At 66.1% G+C, this 20,533-nt stretch carries 20 protein-coding genes and 1 tRNA gene; 13 read left to right on the top strand and 8 right to left on the bottom strand.

The genetic code is table 11. From position 1 onward, the window contains the following. Window positions 1-4 precede the first annotated feature (4 nt). A complete protein-coding gene (locus BM345_RS17515; protein WP_093381541.1) occupies window positions 5-301 on the bottom strand; it encodes a hypothetical protein in 297 nt (98 codons plus the stop codon). Window positions 302-399: 98 nt separating this feature from the next. Beyond that, window positions 400-639 carry a hypothetical protein gene (locus BM345_RS17520; protein WP_093381542.1) on the bottom strand — a complete coding sequence of 80 codons (240 nt, stop codon included), beginning with the start codon at window positions 637-639 and terminating at the stop codon, window positions 400-402. Between the two features lie 115 nt (window positions 640-754). Here BM345_RS17520 and BM345_RS17525 point away from each other — a divergent pair, with 115 nt between their 5' ends. After that, window positions 755-1,663 carry a LysR family transcriptional regulator gene (locus BM345_RS17525; RefSeq protein ID WP_093381543.1) on the top strand — a complete coding sequence of 303 codons (909 nt, stop codon included), beginning with the start codon at window positions 755-757 and terminating at the stop codon, window positions 1,661-1,663. Between the two features lie 78 nt (window positions 1,664-1,741). On the opposite strand, the gene BM345_RS17530 is transcribed toward BM345_RS17525, so the two are convergent. After that, on the bottom strand, window positions 1,742-1,981 hold the full coding sequence (locus tag BM345_RS17530; RefSeq protein ID WP_093381545.1) for a hypothetical protein: 240 nt from the start codon (window positions 1,979-1,981) through the stop codon (window positions 1,742-1,744). A 164-nt stretch (window positions 1,982-2,145) separates the two neighbouring features. Between BM345_RS17530 and BM345_RS17535 the strand changes: the two genes are divergently transcribed. The 4 genes from BM345_RS17535 to BM345_RS17550 all read left to right on the top strand — a co-directional run bounded on the left by BM345_RS17535 (window position 2,146) and on the right by BM345_RS17550 (window position 6,525). Then, window positions 2,146-3,078 carry a histone deacetylase family protein gene (locus BM345_RS17535; protein WP_093381546.1) on the top strand — a complete coding sequence of 311 codons (933 nt, stop codon included), beginning with the start codon at window positions 2,146-2,148 and terminating at the stop codon, window positions 3,076-3,078. 241 nt (window positions 3,079-3,319) lie between these two features. Further along, window positions 3,320-4,342: a Bug family tripartite tricarboxylate transporter substrate binding protein gene (locus BM345_RS17540; protein ID WP_093381547.1), complete on the top strand. Its 1,023-nt coding sequence runs from the start codon at window positions 3,320-3,322 to the stop codon at window positions 4,340-4,342. A gap of 128 nt (window positions 4,343-4,470) precedes the next feature. Further along, entirely contained in the window at window positions 4,471-4,980 is a 510-nt protein-coding gene (locus BM345_RS17545) for a tripartite tricarboxylate transporter TctB family protein (protein ID WP_093381549.1), read from the top strand. Window positions 4,981-4,995: 15 nt separating this feature from the next. Further along, window positions 4,996-6,525, top strand: coding sequence for a tripartite tricarboxylate transporter permease (locus BM345_RS17550; protein ID WP_093381550.1), 1,530 nt, complete (start codon window positions 4,996-4,998; stop codon window positions 6,523-6,525). Between the two features lie 73 nt (window positions 6,526-6,598). On the opposite strand, the gene BM345_RS17555 is transcribed toward BM345_RS17550, so the two are convergent. Next, window positions 6,599-7,207, bottom strand: coding sequence for a Crp/Fnr family transcriptional regulator (locus BM345_RS17555; RefSeq protein WP_093381552.1), 609 nt, complete (start codon window positions 7,205-7,207; stop codon window positions 6,599-6,601). A gap of 140 nt (window positions 7,208-7,347) precedes the next feature. On the opposite strand from BM345_RS17555, the gene oxc reads away from it, so the two are divergent. From oxc to BM345_RS17590, 7 genes are all read left to right on the top strand, one after another. Beyond that, entirely contained in the window at window positions 7,348-9,132 is a 1,785-nt protein-coding gene (gene oxc / locus BM345_RS17560; protein ID WP_254789790.1) for an oxalyl-CoA decarboxylase, read from the top strand. 27 nt (window positions 9,133-9,159) lie between these two features. Beyond that, complete coding sequence (gene frc / locus BM345_RS17565; protein WP_093381553.1) at window positions 9,160-10,428, top strand: formyl-CoA transferase; 1,269 nt, start codon at window positions 9,160-9,162, stop codon at window positions 10,426-10,428. Between the two features lie 108 nt (window positions 10,429-10,536). Continuing rightward, window positions 10,537-10,968: a PAS domain-containing protein gene (locus BM345_RS17570; protein ID WP_093381555.1), complete on the top strand. Its 432-nt coding sequence runs from the start codon at window positions 10,537-10,539 to the stop codon at window positions 10,966-10,968. A gap of 12 nt (window positions 10,969-10,980) precedes the next feature. Next, complete coding sequence (gene frc, locus BM345_RS17575) at window positions 10,981-12,234, top strand: formyl-CoA transferase (RefSeq protein ID WP_093381556.1); 1,254 nt, start codon at window positions 10,981-10,983, stop codon at window positions 12,232-12,234. A gap of 220 nt (window positions 12,235-12,454) precedes the next feature. Next, window positions 12,455-12,784 carry an HAD family hydrolase gene (locus BM345_RS17580; protein WP_093381558.1) on the top strand — a complete coding sequence of 110 codons (330 nt, stop codon included), beginning with the start codon at window positions 12,455-12,457 and terminating at the stop codon, window positions 12,782-12,784. Between the two features lie 51 nt (window positions 12,785-12,835). Continuing rightward, on the top strand, window positions 12,836-13,669 hold the full coding sequence (locus BM345_RS17585) for a fumarylacetoacetate hydrolase family protein (protein ID WP_254789796.1): 834 nt from the start codon (window positions 12,836-12,838) through the stop codon (window positions 13,667-13,669). Between the two features lie 25 nt (window positions 13,670-13,694). Then, window positions 13,695-14,705: a 2-dehydropantoate 2-reductase gene (locus BM345_RS17590; protein WP_093381559.1), complete on the top strand. Its 1,011-nt coding sequence runs from the start codon at window positions 13,695-13,697 to the stop codon at window positions 14,703-14,705. A gap of 78 nt (window positions 14,706-14,783) precedes the next feature. Here BM345_RS17590 and BM345_RS17595 read toward each other — a convergent pair. From BM345_RS17595 to BM345_RS17610, 4 genes are all read right to left on the bottom strand, one after another. After that, window positions 14,784-14,859 (bottom strand) — tRNA-Gly (locus BM345_RS17595). A gap of 87 nt (window positions 14,860-14,946) precedes the next feature. Continuing rightward, entirely contained in the window at window positions 14,947-16,737 is a 1,791-nt protein-coding gene (gcl, locus tag BM345_RS17600; RefSeq protein ID WP_093381560.1) for a glyoxylate carboligase, read from the bottom strand. Window positions 16,738-16,836: 99 nt separating this feature from the next. Continuing rightward, entirely contained in the window at window positions 16,837-17,769 is a 933-nt protein-coding gene (locus tag BM345_RS17605; RefSeq protein ID WP_093381562.1) for a LysR family transcriptional regulator, read from the bottom strand. Between the two features lie 25 nt (window positions 17,770-17,794). Further along, window positions 17,795-18,784 carry a quinone oxidoreductase family protein gene (locus BM345_RS17610; protein ID WP_093381563.1) on the bottom strand — a complete coding sequence of 330 codons (990 nt, stop codon included), beginning with the start codon at window positions 18,782-18,784 and terminating at the stop codon, window positions 17,795-17,797. A 253-nt stretch (window positions 18,785-19,037) separates the two neighbouring features. Here BM345_RS17610 and BM345_RS17615 point away from each other — a divergent pair, with 253 nt between their 5' ends. After that, window positions 19,038-20,522, top strand: a complete 1,485-nt coding sequence (locus BM345_RS17615; RefSeq protein WP_093381767.1) for an alpha/beta hydrolase family protein — start codon at window positions 19,038-19,040, stop codon at window positions 20,520-20,522. Window positions 20,523-20,533 lie beyond the last annotated feature (11 nt).

The raw sequence follows: 20,533 nt of genomic DNA on the forward strand, positions 1-20,533 counted from the left end.
GGATTCAGGCAGTCGGGCTGGTGCCGCCCATGCCTTGCGAAAGACGCTTGAGCAGCCACTCGTGGTACAGCAGCAGCGGGATGGCGATGAAGCCCATGCCGATGCTGTAGATGAGCAGGCTTGCGATGGGGAAGTCGGCGCGCGCCAGGGCGGGCACCGAGGCGGCCACGGCCGCCAGCGCAACGAGCGCGATCACCACCTTCAACGCGCGGCCGCACAAGGCGGTTCTTGCGCCCAGGGCATCGTCACGCTCGCCGTTCGCGCGCATCGGGGCGCGCTTGTCTCCGTTGTCGTTCTGCATGGCCTCTCCGAATCATGGCTAGGCTCCCATGACCGGTTCTTACCATGCGCCTTCGGAAAGCGGCAACCTAGCGGCTTCCCTAGGAGAAGGCAAAAGGCTCAGTTCAGGCCGATGCGTGCGGCACGGCGGCGCAGCAGTGTGGCGCGGTCCGGGTCGCTGGCGTCCAGCGAATTGGCGGCCGTGAGCAGCTTTCCCATCTGCTCCACTTCGGACAGCACGCGACCGGGCTGAAGCAGCGCTCCGAGCAGCGTCGCGGCTTCGGCAGCGAAAGTGCCGAGGGCGGCTTGCAGGCGGCTGGGCTGGGCGGTGGAAGAGAGGATCTGTTCGGCAGTGGACATTGCGTTGCTCCGTTGTTGTGATGCGGCGATCCTAGGGTCTACACCGATATAAGTACAACGAGTTTTATTGCCTTATCAATGCACTTTATTTGCATTGATCTGGAGGCAAACGCCGATGGACATCCCCCTGGCCCAGACCTTCCTGGCCATTGCCGACAGCCACAGCTTCCAGCGCGCGGCCGAGCGCCTGCACGTGACGCAGACCGCCGTGAGCGCACGCGTGCGAAGCCTCGAAGAACAGTTGGACCGCCAGCTTTTCGTGCGCAACAAGTCGGGGGCCGTGCTGACGCCCGCCGGCGAGCGCTTCATGCCCCACGCACGCACCTTCGTGCAGGTCTGGGAACGCGCGCGCCAGCAGGTGGCGGTGCCGGCGGGGCGCCGCGCGGCGTTGGCTTTGGGCTGCGAGATCAGCCTGTGGCACCCACTGCTTCCGCGCTGGCTGGTGCGCATGCGCGAACGCGCCCCCGACCTGGCGCTTCGCTGCACGGTCGGCCCGCCGCACGAGCTGCTCGACCAGGTGGCCAGCGGCGTGCTCGACGTGGCGATTGCCTACGCCCCGCAGCAGAAGCCCGGCCTGCGGGTGGAACTGCTGATCGAGGAACGGCTGGTGATGGTCAGCAGCCAGCCCGGGCTGCGGACGCTGGAGGCGGCGGACTACGTGAACGTGGACTGGGGGCCGGAGTTCGAGGCGCAGCATGGGCTGGCCTTTCCGCAACTCTCGAATGCACCGCTGCAGGCCGGGCTGGGGCCGCTGGGGCTGGAGTACGTGCTGACGGCCGGCGGTACCGGCTACTTCCGCCAGGAGGTGGTGCGGCCTCACCTGGAGGCAGGTCGGCTGTACCGGGTGCCCGACACGCCGGAGTTTCTCTACCCGGCCTACGCGGTCTACGCGGCGGGCACCGAGCAGGCGGCCCTGCACGAGGCGCTGGAAGGCCTGCGCGAAACGGCCGGCAGCTACCGAGAGACGGCGCCGGCGCCAGGGGACATGGGGAAAAAGCCTAGGACGCGTGCTGCGAAAACTTGACGCGGGTCAAGCGCGGCGCCGCGTCGCCCCACACAGAATCCGCGACGAATGCGGACTTCCGTGCGTCAGAAACGAAGCTCAGTTCAGGCCGACGCGCGCGGCCCTGGCGCGCAGCTGCGCGGCCCGTGCCGGGTCGGTGGCTTCGGCCGCGTGGGCGGCCTTCAGCAGCGTGCGCATCTGCTCCACCTCGCGCAGGATCTGGCCCGGGTTGAGCAGGGCCTGGATCAGGGCCGAAGCTTCATCGGCGAAGGTCTTCAACGCACCGGAAAAACCACCGGAAACGGCAGATGCGGAAGTGGACGGGTTCAGCGCGGACATGGAAGGGAACTCCTATGTGGATTCTGCGAATTGACACAATTTTATAGGGTTTTCCCGAATCTGGGGGAAAACCCTCGTTCTTCGATGGGCGCACGCCAACAAGTGCCGGCGCGCCGCCCTTCTCCACCGGCCAACCCCGGCCTTCGCTCCATCGGGTTTCACGCATGACCACCCTGATCTACACCCACGACGACTGCCTGGAGCACCGCCCCGGACCGCATCACCCCGAATCGCCCGAACGGCTGCGCGCGGTGCTGGCGGCGCTGGAAGCGCCGGAATTCGCCAAGGCACGCTGGCGCGAGGCGCCGCTGGGCACCCGCGAGCAGGTGCTGCTGGTGCACACGCCCGACTACGTGGCCAGCGTGGAAGCCATGGCACCCATGGAGGGCTACCAGCTGCTCGATGCGGGCGACACCATCATGTCGCCCGGCACGCTGGCGGCGGTGATGCGCTGCGTGGGCGCGGCCTGTGCCGCGGTCGATGCGGTGATGGCCAGGGAGGCACGCAACGCCTTCTGCGCCACGCGCCCCTGCGGCCACCACGCCGAGGCGGACCGCGCGATGGGCTTCTGCGTCTACAACCAGGCGGCCATCGCCGCGCTGCACGCGCGCCAGGCGCACGGGCTGCAGCGCATCGCGGTGGTGGACTTCGACGTGCACCATGGCAACGGCACGCAGCACGCGTTCTGGAACGACGGCGAGCTCTTCTACGGCTCCTCGCACCAGTCGCCCTTCTACCCGGGCACCGGCGCGCGCCAGGAGCACGGCGTGGCGAACAACATCGTGAACGTGCCGCTGTCCATGGCCTGCGACTCGCCCACCTTCCGATCGCGCATCACGGAAGACCTGCTGCCACCGCTGCGCCGCTTCGAGCCCGAGCTGCTCATCATCTCGGCCGGGCTCGATGCGCACTTCAAGGATCCGCTGGGCGGCCTGAGCCTCACCGACGACGACTTCCACTGGGTCACCGCCGAGCTCATGAAGATCGCCGACGCCACCGCGCAGGGCCGCGTGGTGTCCATCCTCGAAGGCGGCTACAGCCTTCAGGCCCTGGCCAGCGGCACGGCCGCGCATGTGCGCGCGCTGATGCAGGCCTGACGGCCCGCACGCGCCCGCGGCACACACCACTCCTGCGCATGTGCGCGCGCTCGCCGCGCAGGACCCTCGTGCCTTCGCCCGCGGCAAGGCGCGGGTTGATACCGATATTGATTCTTCGAGAAATTGACTTCGGTCAATTAGTGAACGTTTTCCAACGCGCAGCATCTGCGATCGTTAGAAAGGAACTCGAAAGCAATCTGAATCGAGCCAAGAAGAGAGCCGCAACAACTTAGGAGACAACATGATCAAGAGCCTTGCGTCCCGCGTCCTTTCCTGTCGTACGAAAGTCTGCGCCGCAGCTTTGCTGGCGCTGGCCGCCACGGCGCCAGCCTTCGCATGGGAACCCACCAAGCCAGTTGAATTCGTGGTACCCGCAGGCACCGGCGGCGGCGCCGACCAGATGGCCCGCCTGATCCAGGGCATCGTGGTCAAGCACAAGCTCATGAAGGAGCCGCTGATCGTCGTCAACAAGTCGGGCGGCGCCGGTGCCGAAGGCTTTCTCGCCATCAAGGAAGCCAAGGGCGATCCACACAAGATCGTCGTGACCCTGTCCAACCTGTTCACCACGCCCATGGCCACCGGCGTGCCCTTCAACTGGAAGGACATGACGCCCGTCGCGATGATGGCACTGGACCAGTTCGTCCTGTGGACCAACGCCGACGAGCCCTACAAGTCGGCCAACGAATACATCGCGGCCACCAAGGCCGCGGGCCCGAGCAAGATGAAGATGGGCGGCACCGGCTCCAAGCAGGAAGACCAGATCATCACCGTGGCACTGGAGAAAGCCACCGGCACCAAGTTCATCTACGTGCCCTTCAAGGGCGGCGGCGAGGTGGCGGTGCAACTGGTGGGCGGCCACATCAACTCGACGGTGAACAACCCGATCGAGGCCGTGGCCCAGTGGCGCGCCGGCAAGCTTCGCGCGCAGTGCGTGTTCGACGACCAGCGCATGCCCTACAAGGCCAAGGTGACCGACACCCAGTCCTGGAACGACATCCCCACCTGCAAGGAGGCCGGCGTGCCCACGGCCTACACCATGCTGCGCGGCATCTTCATGGCGCCTGGCGTGAAGCCCGATGAGCTGGCCTTCTACGTGGACCTGCTCAACAAGGTCAAGGCCACGCCGGACTGGGCCGAGTACATGGAGAAGGGTGCCTTCAACCAGACCTTCATGTCTGGCGACCCCTTCAAGAAGTGGCTGACCGATGCCGAGGCCACCCACAAGACGTTGATGACCGAAGCCGGCTTCATGGCGCCCAAGTAAGCGCGCGCCTTCTTCGACAGCCACCGCCCCATCGCGCGTCCCTGCAAGGACCGAAGCCGCCCGGCCCGCCGGGTGGCGGGGGGCGGTGCTGCCTGATTCTTTCTTGAGACCTACGATGGAGATGATCGATGGAGCATGAGGAGACAGCCCGGACGGGCATTGCCACCTGGGTGGTGGAAGCGGTGGTGGCGGCAGTGCTGCTGGTGGTCGGGATCGTCGTGATCGTCGAGAGCCGCCGCCTCGGCGCGGGCTGGACCAGCGACGGCCCGGGCTCGGGCTACTTTCCCTTCTACATCGGGCTGATCATCACGATCTCCTCGCTTGGCATCCTCTACCAGTCCGTGCTGGGCAAGGAGCGCAACACCGAGGTGTTCGTGGACCGCGTGCAACTCGGGCGCGTGATGTCGGTGCTGCTGCCGGCCATCGTGTACGTGGGGGCCATCTCGCTGGTGGGCATCTACGTGGCCTCGGCCATCTACATCGCCCTGTTCATGATCGTGCTGGGCAAGTACTCGTGGATCAAGAGCGTGCTTGCCGCGGTGCTGATCAACGTCGTCTTCTTCTGCATGTTCGAGGTGTGGTTCAAAGTGCCCCTGTACAAGGGTGCATTCGATCCGCTCGCCTTCCTCGGTTACTGATCGGAGCCACGGGAAATGGAAGAACTCAATGCCCTGATGCAGGGCTTTTCGGTGGTCATCAGCCCGATGAACATCCTGCTGATGTTCGTCGGCATCATCCTGGGCGTGCTCATCGGCGTGCTGCCGGGCCTGGGCGGCGCCAACGGCGTGGCCATCCTGCTGCCGCTGACCTTCACGATGTCGCCGACCTCGGCGATCATCATGCTGTCGTGCATCTACTGGGGCGCCCTCTTCGGCGGCGCCATCACCTCGGTGCTCTTCAACATCCCGGGCGAGCCCTGGTCGGTGGCCACCACCTTCGACGGCTATCCCATGGCACAGCAGGGACGCGCCGGCGAAGCACTCACCAGCGCCTTCACCTCGTCCTTCATCGGCGCGCTGGTGGCGGTGATCATGATCACCTTCATGGCGCCGCTGGTGGCCAAGTTCGCGCTGAAGTTCGGCTCGCCCGAATTCTTTGCCGTGTACCTGCTCACCTTCTGCAGCTTCGTGGGCATGGGCAAGGGCTCGCCCTTCAAGATCCTGGCCTCGATGGCGCTGGGCTTCGCGCTTGCCGCCGTGGGCATGGACACCGTCACCGGCCAGCTGCGCCTGACCTTCGGCCAGACCGAGCTGATGCGCGGCTTCGACTTCCTGATCGCGGTGATCGGCCTGTTCGGCATCGGCGAGATCCTGCAGTCGATGGAAGAAGGCCTCGAGTTCCAGGGCAAGAGCGCGAAGATCGATCCGAAGGTGGTGCTCAAGACCTGGGCACAGCTGCCCAAGTACTGGGTCACCTCGGTGCGCAGCTCGCTGATCGGCATCTGGATGGGCATCACCCCCGGTGGCGCCACGCCGGCCTCGTTCATGAGCTACGGCCTGGCCAAGAAGATGTCCAGGAACGGCAACAAGTTCGGCCAGGGCGAGATGGAAGGCGTGATCGCGCCCGAGACCGCCGCCCACGCCGCCGGCACCAGCGCCCTGCTGCCCATGCTGGCCCTGGGCATCCCGGGCTCGCCGACCGCCGCCGTGCTGCTGGGTGGCCTGCTGATCTGGGGCCTGCAGCCCGGACCGCTGCTCTTCGTGGAGCAGAAGGACTTCGTCTGGGGCCTGATCGCCTCCATGTACCTGGGCAACATCGTGGGCCTGGTCGTGGTGCTGAGCACGGTGCCGCTGTTCGCGTCGATCCTGCGCATCCCCTTCTCGATCATCGCGCCGGTGATCATCGTGATCTGCGCCATCGGGGCCTACACGGTGCACAACGCGATGCTGGACATCTGGTTCATGCTGGGCTTCGGCGTGGTGGGCTACCTGTTCAAGAAGCTGGACTTCCCGCTCGCGCCGCTGGTGCTGGCACTGGTGCTGGGGGACAAGGCCGAGGACTCGTTCCGCCAGGCCATGCTGGTCTCGCAGGGCGACGTGATGATCATGTTCGCGAACCCCCTGGTGGGCAGCATCACGACGCTGGCGCTTCTGATGCTGTTCTGGCCGCTGCTGGGCAAGCTGGTGGCTTTCATCAAGACGCCCAAGAAGGATGAATTCCACAAGGAACGGCCGGTCGATTGATTCATCGCAAGGCATGAAAGGACAAAAGGCGCCCGCGGGCGCCTTGTCTTTTTCAGCTCCACGCCGCGGATGGCTAGATTTTTCCCTTGGCGCGAAGGCGGCTCAGGGTTTCCGCCGAGAGGTTGAGGTAGGAAGCCAGCTCCTTGCGCGGAATGCGGTCGATGAGCTCGGGGTGCTTGCGCATGAAGCGGTGCACGCGGCCCGGCGCGTCCAGCAGGTGCAGCGTGATGGTGTGGGCCATGATCTCGCTCATGCCCTTCATCACCGCGTACTCGAAGTGCTCCTTGGCCTCCGAATGCCGGTTGAGGAAGGCGATCCACTCCTTGAGCGGCAGCGTGGCCACGCGGGCCTTGGTCACGCAGACGATGCCGTAGGGCGTGGGCGTGCCCAGGCGCAGCGCGGCATAGCTGGTCTCCATCTCGTTCTCGTCGGCGAAGCGCAGGATCATCTCCTTGCCCTCCGCGTTGCTCACCACGCGCTTGAGGATGCCGTCGAGGATGAAGTACTGGGCCATCTCGCGCACGCCCTGGTGCAGCAGGAAATCGCCCTTGTTGCCCTCCACCACCACCAGGTGGCTCTCGAGTTCGGTTCGCTCGCTGTCGCTCAGGTCCTTGAGCACCACGTTTTCCCGGAGCTGGAGACGAATGATGTTTTTCTCCGGGTGGTTTTCCAACAAGGTCATGGGGTCGTTTTGTTCTCTCGGCGTAGGTCTCCGCACACCCTGCCGGCGTCGTTTTCGCGAAAGTTGACTTTGGTCAACGCGCCGACGGCATGCCGCGAATCATAGTCGGGCCGTTCAGGCAAAACGCACTAAGGAGAGACATGTCTTCAGTCACCACGGACAAGCAGGAAGCGGCGCTCGACCCGGCGATCGCTCGTGCCATCAAGAGCATCGCGGACGAAGCGCCGCAACGCGAAACCACCGATGGCTTCCATCTGGTGATCGATGCGCTCAAGCTCAACGGCATCGACACGATCTTCGGTCTGCCGGGCATTCCAATCACCGACCTCACCCGCATGGCGCAGGCCGAAGGCATGCGCGTGATCTCTTTCCGCCACGAGCAGCACGCGGGCAACGCCGCCGCCGCCGCCGGCTTCCTGACGCAGAAGCCCGGCATTTGCCTGACGGTGTCGGCACCCGGCTTCCTCAACGGCCTCACCGCGCTGGCCAACGCCACAACCAACTGCTTCCCGATGATCCTCATCAGCGGCTCCTCGGAGCGCGAGATCGTCGACCTGCAGCAGGGCGACTACGAGGAGATGGACCAGTTGGCCATCGCCAAGCCGCTGTGCAAGGCCGCCTTCCGCGTGCTGCATGCGCAGGACATCGGCGTGGGCATCGCACGCGCCATCCGCGCCGCGCTGTCCGGCCGTCCCGGCGGCGTGTACCTGGACCTGCCGGCCAAGCTGTTCAGCCAGGTCATGGACGCCGAGGCGGGCAAGCATTCGCTGATCAAGGTGGTCGACCCGGCCCCGGCACAGATCCCTTCGAATGAATCGGTCAAGCGTGCGCTGGACCTGCTCAAGGAGGCCAAGCGCCCCCTGATCCTGCTGGGCAAGGGCGCTGCCTACGCGCAGGCCGATGCCGACATCCGCGCACTGGTCGAGAAGAGCGGCATCCCCTACCTGCCCATGTCGATGGCCAAGGGCCTGCTGCCCGACACGCACGAGCAGTCGGGCGCCGCCGCCCGCTCCTACGTGCTGCAGGAAGCCGACGTGGTGCTGCTGGTCGGCGCCCGCCTGAACTGGCTGCTCTCGCACGGCAAGGGCAAGACCTGGGGCGCCGACAAGGGCCCGAAGAAGTTCATCCAGATCGACATCGCACCCACCGAGATCGACAGCAACGTCGCCATCGAGGCGCCGGTGATCGGCGACATCGGCTCCTGCGTGTCCGCCCTCGTGGCGGGCATGGGCAGCAACTGGGCCAAGCCGCCGGCCGAATGGACCGGCGCCATCGCCGAGCGCAAGGAGAAGAACCTGGCGAAGATGGCGCAGCAGCTGGCCGCCCGTCCCTCGCCGATGAACTTCCACAGCGCGCTGTCGGTGATCCGCGACCAGGTCAAGGCACGCCCCGACGCCATCATCGTGAACGAAGGCGCCAACACGCTGGACTTCGCCCGCTCCATCGTCGACATGTACGAGCCGCGCAAGCGCCTGGACGTGGGCACCTGGGGGATCATGGGCATCGGCATGGGCTTCTCGGTGGCCGCCGCGGTGGTCACGGGCAAGCCGGTGATCGCCATCGAGGGCGATAGCGCCTTCGGCTTCTCCGGCATGGAAGTGGAGACCATCTGCCGCTACAACCTGCCGATCTGCGTGATCGTCTTCAACAACAACGGCGTGTACCGCGGCACCGACGTGAACCCGAGCGGCACGCCCGACGTGGCGCCCACCGTGTTCGTGAAGAACGCGCGCTACGACAAGCTGATGGAAGCATTCGGCGGCCACGGCGTGAACGCCACCACCGCCGATGAATTGCAGAAGGCGCTGGCCGAAGCCGTCGCATCCGGCCGCCCGACCCTGATCAACGCAGTCATCGACGAGACCGCCGGCACCGAAAGCGGCCGCATCACCAGTCTCAACCCGGCCACGGCCAAGAAGAAGTAACCCAGGCAACTCCAGGAGATATTGAACATGACCAAACCTCTCGAAGGCATCAAGATCATCGACTTCACGCACGTGCAGGCCGGTCCGGCATGCACCCAGATGCTGGCCTGGTTCGGGGCCGACGTGATCAAGGTGGAGCGCCCCGGCGCCGGCGACGTCACGCGCAGCCAGTTGCGCGACATCCCGAACGTGGACGCGCTGTACTTCACCATGCTCAACAGCAACAAGCGCTCGATCACGCTGGACACCAAGACGGCCGAAGGCAAGGCGGTGCTGGAAAAGCTGGTGAAGGAATCCGACGTGCTGGTGGAGAACTTCGGCCCCGGCGCGCTCGACCGCATGGGCTTCACCTGGGCCCGCATCCAGGAACTGAACCCCAGGCTGATCCACGCATCGGTCAAGGGCTTCAGCGAAGGCCACCACTACGAAGACCTGAAGGTGTACGAGAACGTGGCGCAGTGCGCCGGCGGGGCCGCATCGACCACCGGCTGGTGGAAGGGCGAGAACTCGCAGCCCACCATCAGCGCCGCGGCGCTGGGCGACTCCAACACCGGCATGCACCTGGCCATCGGCATCCTGACGGCCATCATCGGCCGCGAGAAGACCGGCAAGGGCCAGAAGGTGGCCTGCTCGATGCAGGACGCCGTGCTCAACCTGTGCCGCGTGAAGATGCGCGACCAGCAGCGCCTGGAGAAGATCGGCTACCTGGAAGAGTACCCCCAGTACCCGCACGAGATGGAGGCCTTCGAGAGCAAGGTCACGCCGCGCGGCGGCAATGCCGGCGGCGGCGGCCAGCCGGGCTGGATCCTGAAGTGCAAGGGCTGGGAGACCGACCCCAACGCGTACATCTACTTCACCGTGCAGGGTCACGCCTGGGAGCCGATCTGCGACGCGCTGGGCAAGCCCGAGTGGAAGACCGATCCGGACTACACCACCGCCAAGGCACGCCAGCCGCACATCGAGCAGATCTTTGCCACCATCGAGGACTTCATCAAGGACAAGACCAAGTTCGAGGCGGTCGACATCTTCCGCAAGTTCGACATTCCCTGCGCCCCGGTGCTGTCGATGAAGGAACTGCTGGTCGACGAATCGCTGCGCAAGAGCGGCTCCATCGTCGAAGTGCAGCACAAGGAACGCGGCAGCTACTGGACCATCGGCAGCCCGATCAAGTTCTCGGACCTCAAGCCCGAAGTCACCGCCTCGCCGCTCTTGGGCGAGCACACCGACGACGTGCTGGCCGAGCTGGGCTACAGCAAGGACCAGATCGCCAAGCTGCACGAATCCAAGGTGGTGTGAGCCTCCTCGTGCGCTTGTGAATACGGGCCGCCCCTAGGTGCGGGCGGCCCGCATTGGATTCATTCTTGAGAGAGAACTCGCGCCCGTTTGCGCGAGAGGGGTGTTGTCATGCCTTCTTCCGTACCTGTCGATCTCAACCAGCTGGTGGAAGGCGCCGGCGATTCCATCATCGTCTGTGACGCCCAGGGCGACATCGTCCTGTGGAACCCGGCCTCCGAGCGCATCTTCGGCTTCACCCCCGCCGAGGCGCTGGGCAAGAACCTCGACCTGATCATTCCCGAGCGGCAGCGTCAGCGCCACTGGGACGGCTACGCCAAGACCATGGAAACCGGCGTCACGCGCTATGGCACTTCCCTCTTGAAGGTGCCCGCGCTGCACAAGGACGGCCACTCGCTTTCAATTGCGTTCAGCGTCTCGCTGTTGTTGGCGGACGACGGAACGGTCAACGGCATCGTCGCCATCGTGCGCGACGAATCCGCACGCTTCCAGGAAGACCGGAAGCTGCGCGCCCGCCTGGCAGAACTCGAATCCAAAAACTGAAGGAGCTTTTCCATGCTTGGCGCCAAGGCACTCGACGGGGTGCGAATCCTCGATTTCACGCACGTCCAATCCGGACCGACCTGCACGCAGCTGCTGGCCTGGTTCGGGGCGGACGTGATCAAGGTGGAGCGCGCCGGTGAAGGCGATGCGACGCGCGGGCAACTGCGCGACATCCCGGGCGTGGACAGCCTCTACTTCACCATGCTCAACCACAACAAGCGGTCGATCACGCTGGACACCAAGAAGCCCGAGGGGCGCAAGGTGCTGGACCGCCTGATCAAGACCTGCGACGTGCTGGTGGAGAACTTCGCGCCCGGCGCGCTCGACCGCATGGGCATCACCTGGGAGCACATCCACGAGCTGAACCCGCGCATGATCGTCGCCTCGGTCAAGGGTTTCGGCCCCGGCAAGTACGAGGACTGCAAGGTCTACGAGAACGTGGCGCAGTGCGCCGGCGGCGCGGCCTCCACCACCGGCATGGAAGACGGCCCGCCGATGGTGACCGGCGCGCAGATCGGCGACAGTGGCACCGGCCTGCACCTGGCGCTGGGCATCGTGGCGGCGCTCTACCAGCGCACCATGACCAACCGCGGCCAGAAGGTGCTCGCACCCATGCAGGACGCGGTGCTCAACCTGTGCCGCGTGAAGTTGCGCGACCAGCAGCGCCTGGAACGCACCCACACCATGCACGAGTACCCGCAGTACCCGGACGGCAAGTTCGGCGACGCGGTGCCGCGCGCAGGCAACGCCTCGGGCGGCGGCCAGCCGGGCTCCATCCTCAAGTGCAAGGGCTGGGAGACCGACCCCAACGCCTACATCTACTTCATCACGCAGGCCGCCGTGTGGCCGGCCATCTGCCGCGTGATCGGCGAGGAAGGCTGGATCGACGACGAGGCCTACGCCACGCCGCAGGCCCGCCTGCTGCACCTGAAGCCCATCTTCAGGCGCATCGAGCAATGGACCATGACCAAGACCAAGTTCGAGGCCATGGACATCCTCAATGAGCTGGACATCCCCTGCGGCCCGATCCTGTCGATGAAGGAAATCGCCGAGGACGAGTCGCTGCGCGCCAGCGGCACGCTGGTGGAGGTTGACCATCCCACGCGCGGCAAGTACCTGACGGTGGGCAACCCCATCAAGCTGAGCGACAGCCCGACCGACGTCACCCGCTCTCCCCTGCTGGGCGAGCACACCGACGACGTGCTGGGCCAGCTGGGCTACAGCGCCGAGGAAGTGGCGCTGCTGCGCGAGCAGAAGGTCGTCTGAGGACCGCCCCACACCTTTCCCTGCTGCACTGACCGGCCGCGTTCTTGCCGCCAGGGTCGGTGCACTTCGAAATGTATAAGTAATCGTTGATGATTTGAATTAAATACTTTGACTGTTATTTATCGATCAGAACTTTGAAGATTCACTTGTGCCGACGCCTTTCGAAGGCTTCTTCCCTCCCCCATCCACCCCGGCACCACAGCACAAGGAATCTCTGGTCATGGTCAACGATCTGCCCCCTCAATACCTCGACGAAGAGCTGGACCGCAATGCCTTCAACGCTGCCTTCAACGAACTCGGCCTGCGCTGGTACTGGGACTGCGTCACCTACGTCGAACTGCTGCGCCAGCGCGCCGATGCGCCGGCCCGCATCCGCCACTACCTCGAGTCGCAGCAGCCGCACCTGCTGCGCGCCTACGACGCCGAGTTCCTGTGCGGCGTCATCCAGGACAAGGCCGCCGAGCACCGCCAACGCCTCTCGCAGGCCGGCATCGCGGGCGCCGCGCATTTCAACTGGGCCGAGACGCTGGGCCGCGAGCTCGGCATCTGAGCACCGACAACGCCTCGTGCGAGAAGGAACCACACAGTGAGCATCGACACCATCACCAGCCCCGGCGCCGCGCCGGCCCGTGTCCAGACTCCGCAGGCACCGCAGCGCCGCTGGCTGCGCTTTCGCCACGCGGGCAAGACCAGCTTCGGCGTCCTGCATGGCAACACGGTGCATGAATGGCAGGGCGACATGTTCGGCGCCTGCAGCCCCTCCGGCGTCATCCTGACGGTGGCCGAGATCGAGCTGCTCACGCCCACCCTGCCGAGCAAGGTGATCGCGCTGTGGAACAACTTCAAGGCGCTGGGCGAGAAGCTGCAGCTGGCCGTGCCGGCCGAGCCGCTTTACCTGGTGAAGACACCCAACTCCTATCTCGCGACGAAGCAGACCATCCGCCCGCCCGTGAGCGGCGGCAAGGTGGTGTTCGAAGGCGAGCTGGGCATCGTCATCGGCAAGACCGCCACCGCGGTAAGCGAGGCGGATGCCCTGGACCATGTGTTCGGCTACACCTGCGCCAACGACGTGACGGTGGCCGACATCCTCAATCGCGACGCCTCCTTCGCCCAATGGGTGCGGGCCAAGGGCTTCGACACTTTCTGCCCGATGGGCCCGGTGGTCGCCACCGGCCTCGATCCGGCCACGCTCACCGTGACCACGCTGCTGGACGGCCAGATCCGCCAGCACTACCCGGTGAGCGACATGCGTTTCTCGGTGGCACAGCTGGTGAGCCTCATCTCCATGGACATGACGCTCTTTCCTGGCGACGTGATCCTGTGCGGGACCTCCATCGGCGTGGGCTCGATGAAGGCCGGCAGCAGCGTAGAGGTGGAGATCGACGGCATCGGCCGTCTCTCCAACCCCTATGGCAGCGCCGCGCCACCGATCTGATTTTCAAAACTTCCTGGAACACAACATGAAAATCGCAGTGATCGGCGCCGGTGCCATCGGCGGCCTGGTGGGAGCCCGGCTCGCCCTGGCCGGAGAGGACGTCACCTTCCTCGTGCGGGGAAAGAACCTGTCGGCCATTCGCGAGAACGGCTTCAAGCTGGTGGCCGCCGACGGCAGCGAAGAGGTCGCGCGGCTCAAGGCCACCGATCGCTACGCCGAGGCCGGCGCGCAGGACCTGGTGATCCTGGCGATGAAGGCGCACCAGGTCGAGGCCGTGCTGCCCGAGCTTCACCACCTGATGGGTCCGGACACTGTCGTTCTGCCGATGCAGAACGGCATTCCCTTCTGGTACTTCCACCGCCACGGCGGCGCACTGGAAGGCACGCCGGTGCGCAGCGTGGACCCCGAAGGCACGGTCTCGCGCAGCATCGACGCGCGGCGCATCCTGGGCTGCGTGGTCTACCCGGCGTCCGAACTGGTGGCGCCCGGCGTGGTGCATCACATCGAGGGCGACCGGTTCCCGCTGGGCGAGATTGACGGCAGCGCGACCAGCGAACGCGTGCAGCGCGTGAGCGAGGCCTTCACCCGCGCCGGCTTCAAGTCGCCGGTGCTGGAGGACATCCGCTCGGAGATCTGGCTCAAGCTGTGGGGCAACCTGAGCTTCAACCCGATCAGCGCGCTCTCGCATGCCACGCTGGTGGACATCTGCCGGTACCCGCTGTCGCGCGAGCTGGCCGCCAACATGATGCGCGAGGCGCAGGCCGTGGCCACGCGCCTGAACATCACCTTCCGCGTGCCGCTGGAAAAGCGCATCGCCGGTGCCGAGAAGGTGGGCAAGCACAAGACCTCGATGCTGCAGGACGTGGAAGCGGGCCGCGCGCCGGAAATCGACGCGCTGGTGGGCTCGGTGGCAGAGCTCGCGCGCCTCACCGAGACGCCCACGCCGCACATCGACACGGTGTATGCGCTGGTGAAGCTGCTGGCACGCGGCATGGAAGAAGCGGGCGCCGGGGTTCGCATGCAAGCGGCGGCCTGAAGCACTTGCGCGCCTCTGCGCAGACAACAAAAAAGCCACCCGAGGGTGGCTTTTTTGCGACTTGCTTGCAATGAAATCTGGAGCGGGAAACGAGACTCGAACTCGCGACCTCAACCTTGGCAAGGTTGCGCTCTACCAACTGAGCTATTCCCGCAGAAGCATCGATTATAGAACAAAAAAAAGGGCCTCCTTTCGGAGGCCCAAGAACTGCCTACAGTCAGAAATCTTCGCGGCCGCGTCCTCAGGCCAGCAGGCCCGCCAGTTCGAGGCCGGTGCGGCCTTCGGGGTGCCTGCAGTCGATCGGCTCGAACTCGTTGATCGAGTCGATCTCGGTGCCCATGGCGATGTTGGTTACCTTCTCCAGGATCACCTCCACCACCACCGGCACGCTGTGCTTGAAGGCCAGTGCGCGCGCCTCGACCAGCGCCTCCTGGATCTTCTCGGGGTCGGTCACGCGCAGCGCCCTGCAGCCCAGGCCACGCACCACCGCCTGGTGGTCCACGCCGTAGCTGCGAAGTGTGGGGTCCTCGACGTTCTCGTTGTCGAAGGCCAGTTGCACGCAGTAGTCCATGTCGAAGCCGCGCTGCGCCTGGCGGATCAGGCCCAGGTAGCTGTTGTTCACCAGGACCTGCACGTAGGGCAGGCGGAATTGCGCGCCCACCGCCAGCTCCTCGATCAGGAACTGGAAGTCGTAGTCGCCCGACAGGCCCACCACCGTGCGCGTCGGGTCCGCCGCCACCACGCCGAGGGCGGCCGGCACGGTCCAGCCCAGCGGGCCGGCCTGGCCGCAGTTGATCCACTGGCGCGGCCCGAACACGTTGAGGAACTGCGCACCGGCGATCTGCGACAGGCCGATGGTGCTCACGTACACCGTGTCGCGCGGGAAGGCCTTGTTCATCTCCTCGTACACGCGCATCGGCTTGATGGGCGTCTCCGTGAAGTGGCTCTTGCGCAGCATCAGGCGCTTGCGCTCGGCACAGCGGCTGCTCCAGCTCGAGTAGTCGCGCCAGGCCTTGGCCGCCTTGCGCTCGCGCGCCGCTTCCACGAAAAGTTCCAGCGCTGCCTTGGCGTCGCTTGCAATGCCCAGGTCGGGGTTGAACACGCGACCGATCTGCGTGGGCTCGATGTCCACGTGCACGAACTTGCGGCCCTTGGTGTAGACCTCGACCGAGCCGGTGTGGCGGTTGGCCCAGCGGTTGCCGATGCCCAGCACGAAGTCGCTGGCCAGCATCGTGGCGTTGCCGTAGCGGTGGCTGGTCTGCAGGCCGCACATGCCGGCCATCAGCGGATGGTCATCGGGAATCGTGCCCCAGCCCATCAGCGTGGGAATCACCGGCACGCCGGTGAGTTCGGCGAACTCCACCAGCAGGTCGGCCGCATCGGCATTGATGATGCCGCCGCCGGCCACGATCAGCGGACGCTCGGCCGCGGCGAGCATGTCCAGCGCCTTGTCGATCTGCGCGCGCGAGGCCTTGGGCTTGTACACCGGCAACGGTTCGTAGCTGTCGATGTCGAATTCGATCTCGGCCATCTGCACGTCGAAGGGCAGGTCGATGAGCACCGGGCCGGGGCGGCCCGAGCGCATCAGGTGGAAGGCCTGCTGGAACACGCGCGGCACCAACGCCGGCTCGCGCACCGTGACGGCCCACTTCGTCACCGGCTTGGCGATGGACTCGATGTCCACGGCCTGGAAGTCTTCCTTGTACAGGCGTGCACGCGGCGCCTGGCCGGTGATGCACAGGATCGGGATGGAGTCCGCGCCGGCCGAATACAGGCCCGTGATCATGTCGGTGCCCGCAGGGCCCGAGGTGCCGATGCACACGCCGATGTTGCCGGCACGCGCCCGCGTGTAGCCCTCGGCCATGTGCGAGGCAGCCTCCACGTGGCGCGCCAGGATGTGGGCGATGGACTGACGCTCGCGCATCGCTGCATACAGCGGATTGATGGCGGCACCTGGCACGCCGAAGGCCTGCGAGACGCCTTCCTTCTCCATCACCAGCACAGCCGCGAGTGCAGCCTTCATCTTTGCCATGGACAACTCCTTCTTGAGATGAGCCCATGGTCGCGATGCGATGGTCTGCGCGCTAGACGCGCGCGGCGCATAACGGCTATTCCGCGCTGGAATGCGGGGTCAGTGCGCGGGTCCGGTGATGGGAACGATCTTCTCGATCAGTGCCTCGCCATCGGCGAGCAGGAAGTCCTTGAAGGCCTGCGCCACCGGCGGCAGCCGCTTGGTGCGACGGTGCACCACGTACCAGTTGCGCATGAGCGGAAAGCCCTGCACGTCCAGCAAGGTCAGGCTGCCGGTGCGCAGTTCCAGGCTCAGCGTGTGGGCCGAGAGAAAGCCCAGGCCCATGCCGGCGATGACCGCCTGCTTGATGGTCTCGGTGCTGCGGATTTCCATGGCCAGGTGCAGCAGCGGCAGGTTCTCGCCGAAGGCATCCTCCATGGCATGGAAGGTGTCGGAGCCCTTCTCGCGCGACACGAAAGGCTCCTTCATGATGCGCGCCAGCGGAATCTTGCGCTTGCCGGCCAGCGGATGGTCCGCAGCCGCCACGATCACGTAGGGATGAACTGCGAAGGGCTGCGCGATGGTGTCCATGTCCGTGGGCGGCCGCACCATGATCGCCAGGTCGGTCTGGTTCTCGCCGATGCAGGCGAGGAGCCCCGCGCGGTTGTGCACCGTGAAGTTGAGCGTCACGCCCTTGTTGCGGCCGGCGAACTCGACCATCACGCGCGGCAGGAAATAGTCGCCCGCGCTGATCACGCCCACGTTCAGGCGCCCGCCCGTAACGCCGCGGAACTGCGTCATTGCGGCTTCGGCGGCTTCGAACTGGCCGATGATGTTGCGGCTGATCGCCAGCAGTTCCGCGCCCGCCGCCGTCAGGTAGACCTTCTTGCCGAATTGCTCGAAGAGCGCGTTGCCCGCATGCTCCTCGAGCTTGCTCACCTGGGTGGAGACGGCCGGCTGCGTGAGGTGCAACTCTTCGGCAGCGCGCGAGAAGCTCAGGTGGCGCGCCACCGCCTCGAAGACCTTGAGCTGGCGCAGGGTGGCGTTCTTCACGCCGCGCGCCCCTCGCGAGGCCCGCTCATTGCAGCGTGAGGATGGTGCAGCCCGTGGTCTTGCGCGCCTCCAGGTCGCGGTGCGCCTGCTGCACATCGGCCAGGGCGTAGCGCTGCTCGATCGGGATCTTCACCGCGCCGCTCAGCACCACGGCGAACAGGTCGTCGGCCATGGCCTGCGTGCTCTCGCGCGTGGCCATGTGGGTGAAGAGCGTGGGCCGCGTCATGTAGAGCGACCCCTTGGAAGCCAGCAGGCCCATGTTCACCGGCGGCACCGGCCCGGAGCCGTTGCCGAACACGGCCAGCAGGCCGAAGGGCCGCAGGCTGTCCAGCGAGCCTTCCCAGGTGTCCTTGCCCACCGAGTCGTACACCACCTTCACGCCCTTGCCGCCGGTGATCTCCTTCACGCGCTGGGTGAAGTTCTCGGTGCTGTAGTTGATGCAGTGCTCGGCGCCATGGGAGAGGGCCAGCTGGCACTTGGCGTCGGTGCCGGCGGTGCCGATCAGCTTCAGGCCCAGCGCCTTGGCCCACTGGCAGGCGATGAGGCCCACGCCGCCGGCGGCCGCGTGGAAGAGGATGTGGTCGCCCGGCTGCAGGCCCTCGGCCGGCAACGTCTTCTTCAAGAGGTACTGCGTGGTCAGGCCCTTGAGCATCATGGCCGCGCCGGTCTCGAAGGAGATGGCATCGGGCAGCTTGCAGACGTTCTTGGCCGGCATCACGCGCAGCTCGCAGTAGGCGCCGGGCGGCTGGCTAGCGTATGCGGCGCGGTCGCCGGCCTGCAGGTGCGTCACGCCCTCGCCTACCGCCTCCACCACGCCGGCGGCTTCCATGCCCAGTTGCAGCGGCATCGCGAAGGGATAGAGCCCGCTGCGCTGGTAGGTGTCGATGAAGTTCAGGCCCACGGCATGGTGGCGGATGCGGATTTCGCCGGGGCCGGGCTCGCCCACCTCGACCTCGACCAGCTTCAGTTCTTCGGGGCCGCCGTGGCGGTCGATGCGTATGGCTTTGCTTTTCATCTTCGGGTTCCTCGGGTTCTGAACTTGCGGACCGGCGGATGGTGCCATGAAGGCCCGGGCTGCGCAGGCGCGGGGCCGCCGGCGCAGAGCGACGCCACTGTCACATAGGTGATACGAAGTTCGGGAAAGCCCAGCCCTGCCCGGGTCGGCCGCCCCCTACGCTGGCCCCGCCCCAGCGGCACGGTGACGCGCGGCAGGAGAAGGCCGCGCGCCAATTCGCTTGCAACAACAACATCCGGAGACTGATTTGACGATGCAAAGAACAAGCCTGAGCCTGATGGCCGCGGCCCTGCTTTCCCTCTCGGCCTGCGGCGGCGGCAGTGACACGCCAGCCCCTGCGCCCGCACCAGCCCCCGCCCCAGCGCCTGCGCCGGAGGAGGCACGCGACCAGGACAGCCGCAACTCCTTCGCCGCAGCCGATCCCACCGCCACCACCTTCGCTGCGCTCAAGGCCGACGCCGGCGACACGGTGGACAACACGACCACGAGCCGCTGGGCCGGCGTGCTGGGCGGCGCCGCGTACCGGATCGAGGTGCCTGCCAACTGGAACGGAAAGCTGGTCATGTACGCCCACGGCTATGCCGGCACCGGGAACGTGCTGGGCGTGAGCAACCCCAGCATCCGGCGCTACCTGATCCAGAACGGATATGCCTGGGCCGCATCGAGCTACGCCAAGAACTACTACGACGTGCGCGCAGGGGTGGAGGACACCAACGCACTTGCACTGGAATTCAACAAGATCGCACAGGCCAACGGCCGATCGCTCGCCGCACCGACGAAGCTCTACATCACCGGCCACTCCATGGGCGGCCACATCACCGCTGCCGCCATCGAGGACGAGGCCGCCACCACCGCCAAACACAAGGTGAAGTACGCCGGTGCCGTGCCCATGTGCGGCGTGGTGGGCGACACCGAGCTCTTCGACTACTTCGCAGGGGCCCAGGTCACGGCGCAAGCGCTGGCCGGCGTCCCGAAGTACCCGTTCACTGGCTGGGCGGACGTCAGCAGCCTCGTGCTGGGCAACCTGCTCACCATCGGTGCACAGGGGCAACTCACGCCCAAGGCGCCCAATGGCGTGGCGTACATGTCGGTAATCCAGAACCTCACCGGTGGTCCGCGCCCGCTGTTCGACGTCGGCTTTGCGCAAGGCCAGTCGTTCAACGCAGTGCTGGGCGTGTTCGGCGGCGACGGCACCATCAACGGCATCCTCAACAAGAGCAGCCTGGACACGACCCGCTTCACCTACACCATCGACGGCGACGCGGCAGCCTCGTCGGCGCTCAACGCGGCAGCGCTCAAGATCACGCCGGTCGCCGATGCCAACCGCCTGCGCCGGGACGGCCTGCGCTGGATTCCCAAGACCAACGGCGAATTCAAGATTCCGGTGGTGTCGATCCATACGCTGGGCGACCTGTACGTGCCTTTCAGCATGGAGCAGATCTACGCAAGGCGCGCGGCCGCCAAGGGCAACAGCGGCTGGCTGGTGCAGCGCGCGATCCGCGGCGTGACCCACTGCGACTTCACCGTTGCGGAACAGGTGGCCGCCTTCGACTCGATGATCAAGTGGGAACGCGACGGCGTGAAGCCCGACGGCGACGACGTGCTGACGCCGGCCACGGTGGCCAACGCCAACTACGGCTGCAAGTTCACCATCGACACCGGTGGCCCGGACGACAGCACCACCACGACGAACACGCGGGCCGGGCTCGCAATGCTGGGCAAAGCCTGCCCGCCCTGAGCACGCCTGCC

This window comes from Variovorax sp. OV329 (assembly GCF_900114785.1).
Classification (GTDB): domain Bacteria; phylum Pseudomonadota; class Gammaproteobacteria; order Burkholderiales; family Burkholderiaceae_C; genus Variovorax.